The sequence below is a fragment of the Paenibacillus sp. sg306046 genome (genome assembly GCF_059821225.1).
In genome coordinates, this window is the sequence record NZ_JCAMRT010000025.1 from 26,313 (window position 1) to 44,123 (window position 17,811).

At 40.6% G+C, this 17,811-nt stretch carries 12 protein-coding genes; all 12 read left to right on the top strand.

The genetic code is table 11. From position 1 onward, the window contains the following. The first annotated feature begins 412 nt into the window (after window positions 1-412). The 12 genes from AC6ROY_RS21275 to AC6ROY_RS21330 all read left to right on the top strand — a co-directional run bounded on the left by AC6ROY_RS21275 (window position 413) and on the right by AC6ROY_RS21330 (window position 17,725). Entirely contained in the window at window positions 413-1,972 is a 1,560-nt protein-coding gene (locus tag AC6ROY_RS21275) for a type I restriction-modification system subunit M (protein WP_500102601.1), read from the top strand. Beyond that, window positions 1,972-3,255 (top strand): restriction endonuclease subunit S, encoded by a 1,284-nt coding sequence (locus AC6ROY_RS21280; RefSeq protein ID WP_500102602.1) that lies wholly within the window; start codon window positions 1,972-1,974, stop codon window positions 3,253-3,255. The genes AC6ROY_RS21275 and AC6ROY_RS21280 overlap by 1 nt, the downstream gene beginning before the upstream one ends. Next, window positions 3,248-6,298: a type I restriction endonuclease subunit R gene (locus AC6ROY_RS21285; protein ID WP_500102603.1), complete on the top strand. Its 3,051-nt coding sequence runs from the start codon at window positions 3,248-3,250 to the stop codon at window positions 6,296-6,298. Before AC6ROY_RS21280 ends, AC6ROY_RS21285 begins: the two co-directional genes overlap by 8 nt. A gap of 114 nt (window positions 6,299-6,412) precedes the next feature. Continuing rightward, window positions 6,413-7,825: a Wadjet anti-phage system protein JetA family protein gene (locus AC6ROY_RS21290; protein ID WP_500102604.1), complete on the top strand. Its 1,413-nt coding sequence runs from the start codon at window positions 6,413-6,415 to the stop codon at window positions 7,823-7,825. A 1-nt stretch (window position 7,826) separates the two neighbouring features. Further along, entirely contained in the window at window positions 7,827-8,456 is a 630-nt protein-coding gene (locus tag AC6ROY_RS21295; protein WP_500102605.1) for a DUF4194 domain-containing protein, read from the top strand. Further along, complete coding sequence (locus AC6ROY_RS21300; protein ID WP_500102606.1) at window positions 8,437-11,757, top strand: ATP-binding protein; 3,321 nt, start codon at window positions 8,437-8,439, stop codon at window positions 11,755-11,757. The genes AC6ROY_RS21295 and AC6ROY_RS21300 overlap by 20 nt, the downstream gene beginning before the upstream one ends. Next, window positions 11,723-12,976 carry a Wadjet anti-phage system protein JetD domain-containing protein gene (locus AC6ROY_RS21305; protein ID WP_500102607.1) on the top strand — a complete coding sequence of 418 codons (1,254 nt, stop codon included), beginning with the start codon at window positions 11,723-11,725 and terminating at the stop codon, window positions 12,974-12,976. Before AC6ROY_RS21300 ends, AC6ROY_RS21305 begins: the two co-directional genes overlap by 35 nt. A gap of 406 nt (window positions 12,977-13,382) precedes the next feature. Continuing rightward, the gene (locus AC6ROY_RS21310; protein ID WP_500102608.1) at window positions 13,383-14,939 is read left to right on the top strand and encodes a hypothetical protein; all 1,557 of its coding nucleotides are present in this window, start codon (window positions 13,383-13,385) and stop codon (window positions 14,937-14,939) included. A gap of 222 nt (window positions 14,940-15,161) precedes the next feature. Further along, window positions 15,162-15,887: a metallophosphoesterase gene (locus AC6ROY_RS21315; protein ID WP_500102609.1), complete on the top strand. Its 726-nt coding sequence runs from the start codon at window positions 15,162-15,164 to the stop codon at window positions 15,885-15,887. 107 nt (window positions 15,888-15,994) lie between these two features. After that, window positions 15,995-16,192, top strand: coding sequence for a hypothetical protein (locus tag AC6ROY_RS21320; protein WP_500102610.1), 198 nt, complete (start codon window positions 15,995-15,997; stop codon window positions 16,190-16,192). Between the two features lie 781 nt (window positions 16,193-16,973). After that, entirely contained in the window at window positions 16,974-17,312 is a 339-nt protein-coding gene (locus tag AC6ROY_RS21325; protein WP_500102611.1) for a Mu transposase C-terminal domain-containing protein, read from the top strand. A gap of 23 nt (window positions 17,313-17,335) precedes the next feature. After that, complete coding sequence (locus AC6ROY_RS21330; protein ID WP_500102612.1) at window positions 17,336-17,725, top strand: hypothetical protein; 390 nt, start codon at window positions 17,336-17,338, stop codon at window positions 17,723-17,725. The last annotated feature ends 86 nt before the right edge of the window (window positions 17,726-17,811 follow it).

The following is a 17,811-nucleotide window of genomic DNA, read 5'->3' on the forward strand; positions in this document are numbered from 1 at the left end:
GAGAATCAAAATGACTCTCTCTGAATGACGCGCTTGATTATGAGAACATTGATGATCCGATGTTTTTTCTGTGCGCCGTAGATAGATTAGACGTGTGTATAAGCCTTGTTGACAGCCTCGCCGAACCACTCGAAAAGCGATAAACTTCATCAATTGACCCTATTTGAGAAATATATCGCGATCAGCCCCTGCACCCTTCTCTTCGATTCGATACCCATCAGAACGGAAAGATTGCTTTTTCGCATTATGGAAACCCATAATTCTCTGAGATTTCTAGCAGGATTGATGTCGCTTTTCGTAGAATTTAGTAATATAGAACTAACTACATTCAAACATCTGTTCTATGACATGATGTTGTCTGTGCAATGAGATAAAATAAAGGAATTATTTTATATAAGAGGGGAAAATCAACATGGCATCACCGAAAGCAGATATAAACTTTGAGAAGGATCTTTTTGAAGCCGCTAACCGAATGCGTGCAACGGTCGCACCAGCTGATTATAAGCACATTGTACTACCGCTTATCTTCTTGCGCTACCTTTCTTTGCGCTACGACAAACGTCGCAAGGAATTGGAGAAGCACTTGAATGACCCCAACAGCCCAATGTATTTCAATGATGCAGAAATCGTTCGCGAGATTTTGGAAGACCGCGATCAATATATTGCCGAGCGCGTTTACGTGTTGCCCGAGGAAGCGCATTGGTCTTACATCATGAAAAATGCGAAGCAGCCGAACATCAAAGAGATTCTCGATAACGCCATGAAGTTGATTGAGGCCGAGAACGAGGATCTGGTTGGAGTTTTGCCGCGTATCTACCAGGCCACACAACTACCAGTCGAAAACCTGGCTTCTCTAATTGAGATTTTCTCTCGCGACACATTCAGTTCATCAAGCGATGATGCAGTTGACGTGTTAGGGCGCGTATTCGAGTATTTCATCGGTAACTTCGCATCGAGCGAAGGAAACCGCGGCGGTCAGTTCTTCACGCCGAGTTCCATAGTCGAACTGCTCGTTGCAATGTTGGAGCCGGAATCGGGGACGGTGTTGGACCCTGCTTGCGGCTCGGGAGGCATGTTCGTGCAATCCCAACGTTATGCTCAAAACAAACATGCGCTCTCTTTCTATGGTCAGGAAAGTGTTGACCTTACAGTACGTCTTGGGAAAATGAACGTTCTTATGCACGGCATTAATGCCGACATTCGGCTAGGCGATTCACTCCTTAACGATCAATATAAAGACCAGCAATTCGATTTCGTAATTGCTAATCCTCCATTCAACATGAAGCAGTGGGGAACGGAAAAAATTCAGAAGAACGATCCACGACTGATCATTGACTACGATAAGGCAGTGACCGACGGTAACGCAAACTATATGTGGATGCAGCATTTCCTGTATCATCTGAAAGATGGGGGAACAGCTGGCTTTGTTATGGCTAACGGGGCAATGACCACGAACAATTCCGGCGAAAAAGATGTTCGTCAGAAATTGGTGGACGAAGGCTACATCGATTGCATCGTTCAATTGCCGGAGAAGTTGTTCTTTACGACTGGCATTCCTTGCTGCCTTTTCTTCTTGAGCAAGAACCGGAATGGGGAAAAGGGGTACCGGGGGCGGAAGAACGAAGTGCTATTTATTGATGCCCGCAAAAAGGGTATCATGGTGAGTCGGAAGCAGAGGGCATTGGCGCAAGGTGATATTGCAGAGATTGCGGCTGTATACCATAGTTTCCGAATTACGGACAGTAAATTTGATAGCATTGAAGGTTTTTGCAAGTCGGCGACTATTGAAGAGATCCAAGGTAGGGACTACAAGTTGACACCTGGAATCTATGTGGGTACCGAAGAAACGGAATCAGATGATGTTCCTTTCGAGGACAAGATGTCGGAGTTGATGGCACGGTTGCAGGAGCAGTTCAACTCCTCAAACGCATTACAGCAGCGAATTGTAAAGAATTTGGAGGGATTGCTGTAATGGGTTCCTGGAAAATCATACGTATAGGTGAACTATGCGATGAGCATGGTGGATTGGTGCAGACTGGCCCTTTCGGGAGCCAATTACATGCTTCTGATTATGTCGATGAAGGCATACCTGTTGTGATGCCGGTCAATATAGGTCGAAACACGGTAAATCCGATTGGTATAGCCCGGGTAAATGAGGCTGATCATGCACGGCTTGCAAAATATCAACTTCGTTCAGGAGATATTGTCTACTCTCGACGTGGAGATATTGGCAGACACGCCTACGTTACATCCAATGAAGAAGGATGGTTATGTGGCACCGGCTGCTTATTTATTCGATTCAACAACCCGGAAGTAGACCCGAGATATGTATCCTATTTTTTGGATCTTCCGGAATCCATTGATTATGTTTTTGCGAATGCGGTTGGTACAACTATGCCCAACTTAAATACCGAGATACTTCGATCTGTACCAATAAGACTCCCAGAGTACTCTGTACAAGTAAAAATTGCTGACATTCTTTGCGCTCTCGACGACAAAATCGAACTGAACCGCCGGATGAATGAAACGCTGGAACAGATGGCGATGGCGTTGTATAAGCATTGGTTTGTGGATTTTGGGCCTTTTCAGGACGGAGAGTTTTTGGAATCGGAGGAGTTCGGACAAATCCCAGCTTGTTTTAACGTAACGAGCATAGGTAGTGAAGTAAAAGTTCTTGGGGGAGGAACACCCAGCACAAAAGTCAATGAATACTGGGCCAATGGCACTATAAATTGGTTTTCTCCGACAGACTTAACAGCGTCAAGGTCTGTCTTCATAACCAAATCAGCGAAAGGTATAACTGAAAAGGGATTGAACGAAAGTTCAGCTAAACTGTTTCCTCCATATTCGGTTATGATGACGAGCAGGGCAACAATTGGTGTTATAGCGATAAATAGAGAACCGGCATCAACGAATCAAGGATTTATCGTTCTTGTTCCAAACGAAAAATTCCCTGCCAGTTATTTATTTCTGTGGTTGAAAAGTAATATGGAGAAAATCAGGTCTATCTCAAACGGCAGCACTTTTCTAGAGGTAAATCGATCAAACTTCAAAGCCCTTCCTATATTTGAATCAGAAAAAGTGATCGAATTTGGTGCCCGTATAGATCCATTCTTTTCTCAAATTGAATCACTTACGATAGAAACAGAGACATTGACTGAAACAAGAGACTACCTACTTCCCCGCCTTCTCTCTGGGGAAATCGAGGTGAAGGCAGCCGAAGAACAAGTCGAGGAGGTGTTAGCCGGTGGCTAACGGTCTGTACGAAACGGATTTTGAAGAAGCGACGATCGGCCGTCTACAGGCCATCGGTTACGAATATACCCATGCGATGAACCTGTTCGGTCGTTCGTCACTTAATGAGGTCGTACTTCGGGACCGCCTTGAAGAGTTTATCAAGAAAACATACCCTGGGATTCCGGCGCAGCATATCCCTGCGTTAGTTTCGCGTTTTGCCGATCTTGATGGGGTGACATTGCTTCAGCGCAACCAGAGGTTTCATGAGATGCTGGTGAAGGGCATTGACTTTTCCTACGAGGAGAAAGGCGAGCAAGTGTTTCACCATGTATACCCGGTCAACTGGGACGAGCCGCATACGAATAACTTTCTTGTGGTAAACCAATTTTCGATCGAAGGGAAGATGGCGCGGCGGCCAGATCTTATCATATACGTGAATGGGCTGCCGCTGGTGGTGTTCGAACTGAAAAGTCCGTACAGCGAACAGGCGACGATTGAGTATGCCTACAATCAAATCACAAACTACACCTATGACATCGCGCAACTATTTAATTACAACGCTTTTGCGGTCATCTCCGATGGTATCTTGACGCTCCATGGAATTCCGGGAGCACCGTACGAGTTTTATGCCGCATGGAAATCCATCGATGGCAAGGAAGTCGACAACAATATCACGAACACGATGCGGACGCTCATCCAGGGTATGTTCCCAAAGGAACGACTGCTCGACTATATCCGCAACTTCATCGTGTTTATGAAAGATGGCAACAAGGAAGCAATCAAGATCGGCGCTAAATATCACCAATATTTTGGCGTTCGGTTTGCCGTTGAACATGCCGTTCGAGCAACTCGACCGGAAGGAGACCGGAAGATTGGTGTCCTATGGCATGCCACCGGCTCGGGCAAATCGCTTTCTATGTTGTTCTTCTCAGGGATTCTGTCGCGGCACCCGGAGATGGATAACCCGACGATTGTCATCCAAGTGGATCGTGCAGATCTCGACGGTCAATTACACGAGACATTCCTTCAGGGGGCGTCCTTGGTCGGTAACGTTCATCATGCAGAGAATGCCAACGAGTTGCGCGAACTGTTGCGCAACGAAGCCGGCCAAATTATTTTTTCGACCATTGAGAAGTTCCGTTTGAAAGATGGAGAAGGTGAGTTTCCAGTTTGCTCTGAGCGTCGGAATATTATTGTCGTTTCCGACGAAGCGCATCGCACCCAGTACAGTTTTGACGGTTTTGCCGGCAATCTCCGTCGTGCCTTGCCGAATGCTTCACACGTCGGATTTACGGGTACGCCAATCACATTTGCGGACCGTAACACGTTTGAATTGTTCGGGAACGTCATTCACATCTACGACATGCAGCAAGCCACGTTGGACGGTGCAACGCTTCGGATCTATTATGAATCCCGCCTGATACCGCTTGATCTCGAGAATGCGGGTCTCGACGAGGAATTCAAACAAATTGTCAACCAGGTCGGGGATGGAAAATGGGATGAACATCGCACTAAATGGGCAGCTCTGGAAAAGGTTGTCGGTACGTCCGAGCGGTTGGAGACACTTGCCAAAGATATTGTAGGACATTTCAAAAAGGCGGCTTCCCTCGAGGCAAAGGGCATGATCGTTTGCATGAGCCGCGAAATTTGCGTTAGGCTTTATGAAAAAATGCAGAAGGTGGAAGGGTGTCCACCGATCGAAATTGTCATGACCGGCGACATCGACAAGGACCCGCCAAGTTGGCGCGAAAAGCAGCCAGGTAGCGAGTTCGCCCATATCAAGTCCAAGGAAGAGCAGGAGAGTGTAAAAGCAAAGCTGCGAGACCCGAACGACCCTCTCAAGTTCGTTATCGTGCGGGATATGTGGCTCACGGGCACAGACATTCCGCCGCTAACTTACTTGTACGTCGATAAGCCAGTTAAGGGTCACGGCCTAATCCAGGCAATCGCTCGCGTCAACCGCGTCTATCCTGGCAAAACAGGCGGCGTTGTTGTCGATTACATCGGCATCGCCGAAGCACTGAAAGAGGCGACACATCGCTATACGCAAGGTGGCGGTAAAGGAAAGCCAGCCGGAGATATCGAGGAAGAGGCAGTACCAATTTTCTTCGAAGCGCTTGAAGCGGTTCGTGCCTTCATCCTATCAGGCATCGACATTACCGATTGGCGGGCAAAACCGAAGGTTGAGCGTGAGGATTGGATAGCGGACTTCGTGGGTTTTTTGATGGGACCAGACGAGGACACTTACCTGAATGCGCAGGCCAAATTAGATAAAGCTTATCAACTAGTGAAGCATTTGCCTGCCGTAATGCCGCACGCGAATGAGGTGCTGCTCTATGAAATTGCTGCGATTCAAATCAAGAAGTTCAAAATCGTTGGCGGCCCGGACGGCCAGCCAAAGAATATCCAGGAAGAACTGAAAAAATTAATCGACCGCAGTATCGGCGCTCGTGAAGAAGCTGTCGATTTGTTCGAGAAAGCGGGTTTGGAGAAGCCAGACATTTCAATTTTAGATGAAGCTTTCCTAGCCGACTTTGAGCAAAAACCGCACGTTGATCTGCGTCTGAAACTGCTTCAGAAGCTTTTAGAGGAAGAAATCTTCTACCTAGTTAAGCAGAAAAACACGCTTGGTAAAGAGTTGAGTAAATTACTGGAGAAGACGATCAATGACTACCATAACCGTGTCATAACGGCAACGGCCGTTGCACAAATGATGGTCGAAGCAAAGAAAAGAATGGATGAGGAGCGTAAGAAGAAAGAGGAGCTTGGGTTATCCGATGAAGAAATGGCCTTTTACTTTATCATCGAGAATATGGGTAATGAAGCTTTCTCCAATGAATTTATTGCAGGCTTAATTCGCAAAGTGGTCGCAGCTATGAAGAAGGAGTTCCAAATCGACTGGACGAATTCCCACCGTGCAGATGTTCTGGCAAAGGTCAGTAACGCCGTGAAGATGGTACTCATTCGGGAGAAGATTAAGGGCGAGCAGTTGCGGTTTTTGACGAATGCGATCATTGAACAGGCAAAAGAGAAATATAAGGATTGGCCAATTGAGGCGTAGCGAGGGAAGCCGTAGGTTCTAAGCCTGCGGTTTTTCTTTAAGTGAAAAGACTGAGACGTGTAGGTCAGTATTTTATTAAATATTTTAAAATGTGCCGAATGGCGGTGAAATTACTTGAATATTTTTGAACGAATACCCGATAACTTTTTTTCAATCCTTTCTACGAGATTGAAGCACCTCCACACAGACTTATTGTTTTTAATTTATCAACAATATAAAAGCAGTATTTACGTCATTGAACGCGACGTAATAATAGATTATTTTGTCGAATATCTTGAAACACATCCAGTAACAACCCTTGAAGGTGACGAGGAAAGTGATTCGGGTACCCCTTTGCCTAAAGAAACTCGGGTCCTAGCTTTTCACTTCTTGAACAAATTTATTGAGCACGGTTGGATTGAGCTTGAACAGCAACCTGACTGGTCCTATAAGGTAATTATTCCTGATTATGCGATTCGAATTTTGGATACTTTTGAGAAAATTGCTCTGGGGTATCAAATGGAGTTTCGTGGACAAGTCCTTTCCATATTTCAAAACTTAACTGGTTCGGAGGGATATAGGTATATTGCAATTCAACAAGCCTTCGAAACGACAGATGCATTGTTAAATGGACTTCGTGAATTAAATCATAATATTAAACGATATATGGAGGATATGTTAGCTTCTACAAGCATTAACGAGCTGCTCCACCATTTATTTGTTGTTTATAAAGAACGTATCCTGGATACCCATTTCTATCGTCTAAAGACATCTGAGCATATATCAAAATATCGGACGCAAATAATCCGCCGCGCAGAAGATATGCTGTACAATCGAATGGTTATTGAAGAACAGGCTCAATTAATGGTAAATGACCGAATGGCAAAATCGACCCAAGAGGCAGTCCAAACCATTGATAATTGGTTAGAATTTATCTCATCATCATTTCGAAATGTATCTGAGCTCGAAAATGAAATTGATTCTCGGAATCAGAAATACGTAAGGGCAGCTGAACGAAGGGTGTCCCTTCTTTATAATAACTCTGGAAATCTAGCAGCTCAAATTGGTTCAATTCTAAGGTTTTTAAGCAGTTTGATTAAGAACGGGAAAGGCAAGAAGGAGCTATCAGCAGATTTTTCAAAATACATACAGCTATTCCAACAGGAAATAATGGACATTAAAAGTCCATCCGTCGTGAGAAGTGCAAATCTTAAAATCACTCAAACTCCGCTTGATGTTATTGAAATTGATGAAGAAAAGAAAAGGCAAAAGTTAAAAGAATTAAGGGAACGTACCAAAGAAGTTAAAGCAGTAGAACAAATGAACGATTTTGTTAAAACATTGCTTAGGAGTAGGCGCGATATCCATATGTCTGATTTTCCAATGGAGAACTCAGAAGATTGGCTTAATGCTTTATACACCGTTGTAAGGAGTACTTCGAAAAATTCAGTATACCAAATTGAAATGGAAAATAGTCCTGAGAAACTGGTTAACGTATCCGTAGGTAAGATACCCAATATGAAGGTAAAGTTGAAAGAAGGACGATAATATGGAATGGATGAAAAAGTACGAGAGTTTAACTGAAAAAGAAAAAGAGGATTTTGCGCTAACGATAAACCGTTTGTTAGCACAAACATACTTAGTTTACCACAATGATGATGATACACGATTATATAGATTTGCTGATAAATATCATGAGCTGATAAAGGAGTATTTGAATATTGGTGGTTGGAAAGTATCGCTACATCGAGAATACCGAATAGTGGCAGTGTCAAGCATTCTAGATAAGAATAGAATGCATTTAACAATTGAAGAGACACTGTTCCTCTACATTTTGCGGCACTTGTACGATGAGAAGTTGCAGGAACTATCACTAGCTCCCCAAATCACAGTATCAATTCAAGAGTTGCAGGATAAATATGTAGCGCTTCAAGTTTCAAAACGTTTGCCAACAAAAGACACGATGAAGAAAGTACTTCGAATTTTTGAAAACCATTCTATAGTTAAACTGGTTCAAGGCGGCTATGACAACCCGGAAGGTATTTTAGTAATTTACCCGACGATAACAATAGTCACTACTATTCAGGCAATAGAAGAATTTTGCGCAAAACTACAACAGAGGTCAAAAGATAAAGGAGATGTAGAAAATGAGGAAACTGATGAAAGTGAAGCTGATTAACTTTCATTATTTTACAAACGAGACAATAGATTTCGATGGTCTACCGACCGTTATAACTGGAGATACCGGTGCAGGTAAATCAACGATAATAGATGCCCTTCAAATTATCTTTTTGGGAGATCTCCGAAAGATTAAGTTTAATGCATCAGCTCATGAACATAAAACAGAGCGTTCATTGTTGTCCTACCTTCGAGGGAAAGTAGGAACGGTTGAGAAAGACTTTTTGAGAAATACTGATTTTACTTCTTACATCGTTATTGAAATCGTTCATCAAACAAATAAAGGAGAGATCCCATACTTAGTTGGAGCGGTTTTTGATTATCAACATAGTACGCAGACTGAAACTCATTCTTTCTTTATCATTCCGAAAGTTCCGCTGTATGATGATCTTTTTATAAACGGACGTACTCCAAAGACCAAAGAAGAATTCTTCCGAGAATTAAAGAAAAATAACATTTCTCATAAACCCTTTCATAATGACTTGGAAGGGTATAAAAGCGATTTAAAAACGACTCTTGGCAATATTAAAGATTCTTTTTTTATGTTATTACCTAAAGGGATAGCTTTCTCACCAATCACTAATCTCAGAAGCTTTGTGTATGACTATATTCTAGACGAGGAACCAGTAGATGTTTCTAGAATGCGCGATTTTATGGAGCGTATGGAAGAGCTTAGCCGGCTGATTGTTCGAGCAGAGAATGAGATTACCTGGCTAAGTAAAATAAATACACTTTTTGAGAAGTATGAAGAAATAACAAAAGGGATTGTACTAAATGACTACCTAGTCAAGAAGCATGATGTAGAAGCCTCAAATGAACAAATCAGGAGACTTAATTCGGATATAAGTTTGGATATTGAACGTCAGAATGATTGCTTGCGTAAAATTGATTCGTTAAAAAACAGTTATTTGAAGCTTGATGAAGAAATCGGTGAGTTATACAAAGAGGTAGGGGCGCATAAATCAGCAATTAAGGCTGATAACCTGCGCTCACAGATCGATTTACTCACTTCGAACATTGCAGAACTCGAAAACCTGTTGGTGGAGTTGAAAAACAGTTCAAAAATAGAAATCAGGGAATTGAGTAAGTTAGAGCATTTACTACATCATTCAGACGCGCCAATAGAACTTACTCATTCTGTATTAGAGATAAAGCACGCTTTGGAGGAATTTATAGAGAGTAATGCTTTTCCGCAAAATAACTCAGTCTTGTCAACAAAGTGGAGTGACGCGTATCAATGGTTAAATCAACATCTTTTCAACATGGAAAACGAGCAGAACAATGTGAAGCTAGCCCTTGGCGAGTTGGATAGAACCATAAATCAACTTGAAAATAAGAATATATTATCAGAACAGTCACCTTCAATGAAATTAAAACGTCTTCTTGAGGAGCATTTGGTTTCAAACAAGAACGAGCAAGTAAGGGTAGACATCTTTTGTGAAGTAATTGATGTTGTGAATGATGAATGGAGAAATGCGATTGAAGGATATTTACACACCCAAAAGTTCGATATTTTGGTGCCGCCAGGTTACTTCGGGCAAGCTCTTGAGATTTACGAGAGAATGAAGTTTAGTCATAAAATTGAGAGAGTAGGTCTTGTAAATACTGATAAGTTGGTATTGAAAAAGCCGGCAGCTCAGCCTGGGAGCCTCGCAGAAGAAATTACTTCAAGCATTTCATATGCTCTAGATTATGCAAATCAGCTTATGGGTTCGATAATGAAAGTTAAAGATGTTTCCGATCTCAAGAATCATTCAAGAACTATTACATCAACTTGCATGACTTACTCAAACTTTACCGCCAGGCAAATACCCAAGGAAAGGTATGAAGTTCCGTACATCGGTAAAGATGCTATTGAAGCTCAACTGAAAATTAAGAGATTGGAGAGAAAAACATTAGCGGAGCATGTCGAAACGCTCGTAAATCAAATTAAAGATTTTATTATTTTGCGTAGTTTTAGTTCCAACAAGCATGATAAATTCGCTCAAATGAAAAGTGAAGCGAGTAAAGTGCAAAATCTAGAATCATTATCCATTCAGGTTAACGAATTGAATCAAAAACTGATGGCTATTGACATGTCGGAAGTAGATCAGTTGAACGAGATAATTAATCGTAAAAAGGGTGAAGCCCAATCTATTAATGAAGATTCGACAGCGAAATCGGCTGAAGAAGCAATTATTAAAAACCGGATACAAGATAATCGGACCGCATTAATTGATTGGCAAAACAATCTGGCGGCGGCTACTCAATCCCTTTATGAGTATGAAAAGGGACAAGATGCGTATAAAGTGAGTGATTTAGAAGCAGCTTGGAGTGAAGAATTACGTAAACATCCATTTAACCTAATAAAGAAAAACGCCCTTAGTAAAGTAGAGTTATTAAAAGGGGACAAGGGAAAACTCTGGGGAGATATAATAGTAGAACGAAACAATTACAACCATGAATTTGATATAGGCTATGATGCTAAAGAAGAAGATAATGATAAATATAATAGTCGTCAATCTTATCTAGAGAATGAAAAGATAATCGATTATAAAGAGAAAGCAGCTGAAGCCAAAGAATTGGCTCAACAATCATTTAAAGAAGACTTTATTGCTAAACTCAAGGAGCAAATTGAGCGTGCAGAAGAGGATTTTAATGCTTTGAACCGCTCGTTAAAAGACATGAAGTTTGGAACGGACCAGTATCGATTTACGATTGGGGCGCGGAACGATAATGAAATGATGCAGTATTATAAGATGCTAAAGGACCCTAACCTTATTGGGGCATCAATATTTAGCTACTCTTTTCAGGAAGAATATAAGGATTTAATAGACAATTTGTTTGTTACCATTATTCATTCGAGAGAGTTGCAAGATTATCACGAGCTCTTAGATTACAGAAGTTATCTGGAGTTCGAACTAAGTGTAAAGGATAGCCAAGGAAACACCATTGAATATTCTAAAGTTGCCTTGGAAAAATCCGGTGGGGAAACGCAAGTCCCTTTTTACGTTGCTATTTTGGCATCATTCTATTACACGTATCAGTTATTTAGAAAGACTGACACCTTCCGCTTAGTAATTCTCGATGAAGCATTTAACCGTATGGATGCGGAAAGGGTTGCAGAGGCGATTAAATTCATTAAAAGCTGTGGGTTTCAACCGATAATCGTTACACCAACTGGAAGTGTTCATATGTATTCAATGCATATGGAAAACACTTTCGTAGTATTAAAAGATAATTACCATAGTTTTGTTGCCCCATTCAGTTTTAATGCGGAGGAACAAGATGCTTACAGAACAACAGAAACAACTACTCCATAAGTTAATAGACAAGTTAGAGAATCGAAGTGGTTACGGCACAAATGAAAAAGCGAAACAACGTGTAAAGATCGGGATAAACGAAAAAGAATTTCCTGATTATTTTCATGTAAGTGAGAGTAATTTTAGAAAGGAATTTAATTTAGACTGTATTGAGCTCGAAAAAGCTGGTTACTTGATTTGCGACTGGGAGAAATACAGTAGAGGTGAGGAACTAAAAAGACTTACATTGAATGAAGTAGCAGTTCCTAACATTATGGCTGTATTGGGGAGAAAGTCCAAATCAGAACAGTACAGAAAGATGGAAGATATCTGTTTAAAATTAATGAAAGATGCGCCGCGCGAACTTTACACTTTTTATGATGAAATGCTACAAAATATAAGAAGTTTAAATTCATTGCCTTCAATCTTTTCTTTGAAATCTGAAGATGAGACAAGTAGAGCATTATATGGTTTGAATCAGCTTTTTCTGAATGACAAAGAGATTACAAAGCGCAAATGGAGTATTTATTTGTATAACGATTCAAAAGAATTTGAGACTTATGAAAAAAGAATTATTAATGTAATCAAGAAGTACGTTTCTCCGGACAAAGAGGGCCTGGACGAAAAGGATATTCTAGAATCCTACGGGGTTTCGGCAAAACCGTTAATGGTTAAGATATTTGGGAAATGGGTGATTCAAACCGATTACGGAAAGATTGACTTCGCGGCGGATAGATTTGGCATAGGGATTCATCCCGAGAATTTAGGCATCCGTTGTACGGAATCGTTAAATGTTAAGGCGATAGTTACAATCGAAAATGAAACTTCTTATTATGATTATGTTGAGTATTGCCACAATAACCAATTGGACCACCTTGTTGTCTATCTGGGTGGGTTTCATAACAGCGCTAGGCGAACGCTATTATTATCGATAAGTGATTATGTAAAGAACCATGAAGTGGGGGTTAATTTCTTTCATTGGGGAGATATCGACCTAGGTGGGATGCACATTTATAAAAGATTGTGTGAGGATACGGGTATTTTATTTACTCCGATTTATATGGACCCAAACACATATTTGAAGTTTGTTGAGCACGGTAGCCCAATTACAGAGACGTACATGCAAAAAATAAGCGCATTGTTAGGAAAAGGTGAATTCGCTATGTTTCATGATGTGATTGCCTTAATTCTTAACTATAAGCGAAAAATTGAGCAAGAAATCGTGGATATTAATATTTGAGTTTTAACCCAGGCATCCTGATCCATGGATGCCTTTTATCGTGATTCGCATTTAGGTAAGAGTGACACCGAAAATGGACGCATGTTTTATTGATGAACAGTAAAAGGACAGGAAAACCTCAACATTTATCGAAACATTACAAAAACTAATGGCATCGCTCCAAGGGCTGTAAGTATCGGCATGAGAAATGAGCGCCTGCCGATAAGGTTTGCAATTCATAATGAGGATCGTTGCTCCGAAAGTTGGAGCTATCACATTATTGCTGAACGACTAATCATAATTACGTATAAGCATTGTAGAATCAATCAAGTTCAAAGCATAGAGAAGAATCTGGAGACGATCGTTTCGCAGTTTGAGCAAACGAAGAAAGATCTAGTTTTTTTATTGAACGAAAGAAACGAATAGGATGGCGTTACTAAAACATTTTCAAAAAGCGGTATCTGAAGCTTACAAATCTGACCAGAAAATTATCTTGAAAAAGTCCTTTCAAATTGAGAAGGAGGTCTTAATGATGGCCGAGGAACAACCTCAAGTCCTGTCTCGCGAGCAGATCTATAACGAGGTGTGGGAAATATCGCTTGCTGGTGTTGCTAGGAAATATGGTACATCGTACGGCATCATATATAAGCTTTGTAAAGATGCAAATGTGCCCATACCTCCATCAGGGTATTGGACGAAATTAAATTTCGGAAAGTCGGTATCGAAACCACCTCTTCCAGACTCAACATTACATGAAGTCTCTATTCCTCGTGCGAAATCGCCGCGTATAAGAGTTAAGAATACTAATAAGGGTATGGCAACAATTCCAGAGGCGGCACCTGAGATCAGGCAGCAGGATGGGGACGCACTAAACAATGCTGATATTATTCAGAATAATCTTGGGGGAGAAGACGTCTTAGAAGCAGGATTAGATGCTGCGACATTATCACTTTCCAAATCAAGCAAAACTGAAAAAAATATCGGCAATCGTTCTTGTTCTGAAGCCGCTCACAATAGCTTCTTAGATAAGTTGGCATTCCTCGACGAGAATGAAAGGAACAAGGTATTTGATGCAGCGAGTCAATTACAGATCCCGCATGAAAAGGTTAAGACACACCCTAAAATTGCAGCACATAAGAACGTTGTAAGTGATTGGAACAAGAACGATAATAAAGAGGTCGGTGCTCAAAGAAGCCGTCAAAACTACAACTCATACAAGTCTAGCCCTCCATTTTTAGCAGGCGTGATTTCGAAAGATACGCTTCCGCGTGTTTACAGAATCCTTGGGGCACTAATTCATGTTATAGAACAGCTGGGAGGCTCTGTGACGGAATCTCTCACATTTATTATCCGGAATGAATCGCTATCTCTAGAGATATATGAAATGCAGGACAAAGTCAATCACGTTATAACAAAGGCAGAAGAAAATCAGCTTCGTAAATATGAGGAAGATAAAATACGGTACTCATGGGCTTCTAAACCGAATTTACGCAAATATGATTATATGTTTAACGGGCAGCTGTGCATCAATATAAATCATATTCAAAATAAAAGATTTCGTGATACCAAATCTTCCATTGTGGAAGACCAATTAGGAATTCTTCTGATCGAGATGTATGAATCATCTGAAATTATTCGAAAAGAGCGAGAAACCCGTGAAGAAGAGCGTCGTAAACGTGAAGAATCAGAGAGATTACGAGAAGAACGCCGAAAAAAATACATGATTGAAGTTGAGCGCACAGTTGCATTGACAAATATGGCACAGGATTACGCGGTGGCGTGCAAGATCAGGGCATTTGTTGCAACCTTGGAATCGTTCCGTAATTTGTCAGGGGAAGATTTAAAATGGATCGACTGGGCAAAGAAGAAAGCTGATTGGTATGATCCGATTACAGCTAGAGAAGATGAGTTTCTTGGTAAGCGCGATCACGAAAAAGGAATAGAATTAAAAACCGAATCTTCATGGCGCAATAGTTTTTCGTGAACGATGAAATACTTTGCTTTTAAGATAACGAGTAGTTTCCTTCTTTTAATCTTTCTTCATAGATGAGAAATGAATAACTCCGCAAAAAATAAATGGACATGATATGGTGTGAGGAGATAACTCTGGAAAGCCCAATGAAATCGCAGTAATCTCGTGGCTTAGCCAAGTATCATTCCGAGGCGATACAAAAGAAGGACCATTCAGTAGTAAGGAAGTGGTTAATTGAGAACAATTGTAATTTCCGATATCCACGGATATTATCAAACCTTTGTATCATTGCTGATAAATGTTAGTTACAGTCTCTCTAATGATCAACTTGTCTTACTGGGCGATTATGTAGACGGGGGGCCAGCATCACTAGAAGTTGTAAGAATGATCCAACTAATGAGCAAAAATTCAAATGTCCGGATAATTGGCGGTAATCATGATGAGATGTTTATTCGATGGCTAGATGGCGACGAATACCCCCGATTTAGATATAGAAGCCATCATATCGGGGGCTTACAAACTATTCGGTCATTTTGTCCACTATTCCAGTGGGAAAAGAACGAATCGGAAACACGGAATTATATTCAACAAAAATACTCACATGAAATTTGCTTTTTACGAAACTTGCCCAGCTATTATGAAGATGATAACCATATTTATGTGCATGCGGGGATTGATCCTAAACAGAATGATTGGAAATTAACATCTCGAAGAAATTTTCGTTGGATTCGCGGGCGATTTTATCGAAAGGACGGCTCACTGCCAATAAGTAAAACGGTTATCTTTGGGCACGAGGCTTGTTCTCAGTTACATGGGAATGAGGATAATTTTACACCGTGGTTTGGTAGACAAATGATTGGCATCGATGGGGGCATCAAATTTGGGAAATATCTAAATGCATTAATAATTGAGCAAAGTGGCGAATATCGCTCAGTAAGTATGGTAAACATGGATCATTAAAAAAACGGGTTATTCCGCTGCCTTCGTGATATTAAAGTATCGAGTAGGGGAAATAGTAAGGAGTAAGGTGAAATCGGGATCTGACGTTTTGAAGAGGTGGTTTGCTAATGAAGCGGTGGTTAGATAAGCTTGAGAATCCATCTTTCAAGGTATTTACTGTAATAATGCTGGGACTAGGCGTAGGTTTTATAATAAATCATGAATGGGGTAGTGCCGTTGAAGCGATAGCGATCGGTTTTTTGATGTTCTTAATTTACCGTTTGGGCAGGAAAATAGATGGATTTATGAAGGATGACGATAATTAAATAATAAAGAGGGGTTAGAATGGTATTCGAAATAACCGAAGGAATGGAGAACAGAATACGGGAGTGGGACTCCTGTAGAGCAGTTGATGTGGCCGGGGCTAAGTTTATATACAAATTCATTCCAACGGGTATTGGGTTAGTTATCGAGGTTCAATGCGATATCTGTAAAAGAGTATTGAATCTTACTGATGACTGGGGATAGGATAATGAGTTTTACCATCAAACTAAACCGCACTTGATAGTATGTTTTATGATTTCGTATGTAATCGGAAATGTTGAAAGGATCTTTCTTTGGCGAAGCGTTGTGAGCCTATTTGGGTCGCAGTGGCTCGCCATTTATTGTTTCTTACGCAAAATGCCCCTTCTGAAAGCACTTAACGAAACCAGGGCTTTTCCATTCAGAAAGCTCCTCAAACCAATTTGTATAATGACCTGGAGGATGAGAGCGTTTTAAGACTGCTGTCAATAGAAATCTTGCCGCAGGCGCAGGTTTTGAAACCATAAATTCATTTTTGATTTAATAATATTTCTGAATGACAAGCAGCGAATTGCATTTCTAGTTATCCCCTCGCATTTTATCTCCTTTTTGTAAGGTGTTCTTTACTTTGCTAATTCCGTACTCTTTCACAATTTCAAACTCCTTAAACTATAGTGTGCTTCTGATTGTTTTGTAATATTGTTGCAGTAAATATCGTGTTATCCGATATTTTAATATAAATATAGTATATTTTTATCGTAATAGGTCAATGATAGAGACAAATACGTTGAATGAGGTGTATATATGCAAAACACGTCATTATTCCTTGGTCAAGCTTTGGTAACGTCAAAGGGCATTAAGTTTCAGGACAACCATTATAGCTGCGAAAGAGCGATTAGAGAGAGGTGGTTTGAGTTTGCTCATATTTTCGGCGAGTGGACCATTCAAGTTGTATATCATCCGAATTCGATAGAGAGAGTTTACATTCCCACAGAAGTTGAAATGGAATGTTGCCGCATGATAATCCTACATGAATATAAAGGTTCCAAGCTAGAGAACTATTTTCGTAGCATTCAAAACCTTAAGCAAGAATTGAGACGAATACATAAAAAAAGATCCAGAGAAAAGACTGGATTAAGATAAAACGAAACCTTGGGGGACTTAATTTGGAAGAGTTGTTGAATGAGGTTAAAAGGATTGTAGAAACATACCGATTAAGTATTGAAAGAAACAAAAAATATTATGATTATCCGTTTACACAGGATTGCGATCATTACTACAAATTAATACATTTACAAATTAATTTGGATGTTTGGGGAAGATGCAAGAATCTAATAGAGAAATATAGGAAGACCCGAATGGGCCCTCTCATGAAGAGAAGAAGTGAGGACTTCGAAAAAATCATTGAGGTACAGAAAAAAGGGGTTCCTGGGTTTATTACTCAGGGAACTGAACAAGATATGATGGAATACATGAGGAAATTGGAATGGATAATCGAGGAACTTGAGGGGCAACTTCATACTCTTCATTTGATGATGAAAAGAAGAAGTTCCTAACATCATAAGATTTCCCCATCGGCTTAAGTTCCGGATTTACCCGGAACTTTTTTTAATAGTTGAAACCGAATAGAACTGAATATAGA

Excerpts from the sequence above, each read along its gene's own strand:
- AC6ROY_RS21275 (WP_500102601.1), top strand. The coding sequence starts at position 413 with ATGGCATCACCGAAAGCAGATATAAACTTTGAGAAGGATCTTTTTGAA.
- AC6ROY_RS21280 (WP_500102602.1), top strand. The coding sequence starts at position 1,972 with ATGGGTTCCTGGAAAATCATACGTATAGGTGAACTATGCGATGAGCAT.
- AC6ROY_RS21295 (WP_500102605.1), top strand. The coding sequence starts at position 7,827 with ATGGAATGGATGAAAAAGTACGAGAGTTTAACTGAAAAAGAAAAAGAG.
- AC6ROY_RS21300 (WP_500102606.1), top strand. The coding sequence starts at position 8,437 with ATGAAAGTGAAGCTGATTAACTTTCATTATTTTACAAACGAGACAATA.
- AC6ROY_RS21305 (WP_500102607.1), top strand. The coding sequence starts at position 11,723 with ATGCTTACAGAACAACAGAAACAACTACTCCATAAGTTAATAGACAAG.
- AC6ROY_RS21310 (WP_500102608.1), top strand. The coding sequence starts at position 13,383 with ATGGCGTTACTAAAACATTTTCAAAAAGCGGTATCTGAAGCTTACAAA.
- AC6ROY_RS21320 (WP_500102610.1), top strand. The coding sequence starts at position 15,995 with ATGAAGCGGTGGTTAGATAAGCTTGAGAATCCATCTTTCAAGGTATTT.
- AC6ROY_RS21325 (WP_500102611.1), top strand. The coding sequence starts at position 16,974 with ATGCAAAACACGTCATTATTCCTTGGTCAAGCTTTGGTAACGTCAAAG.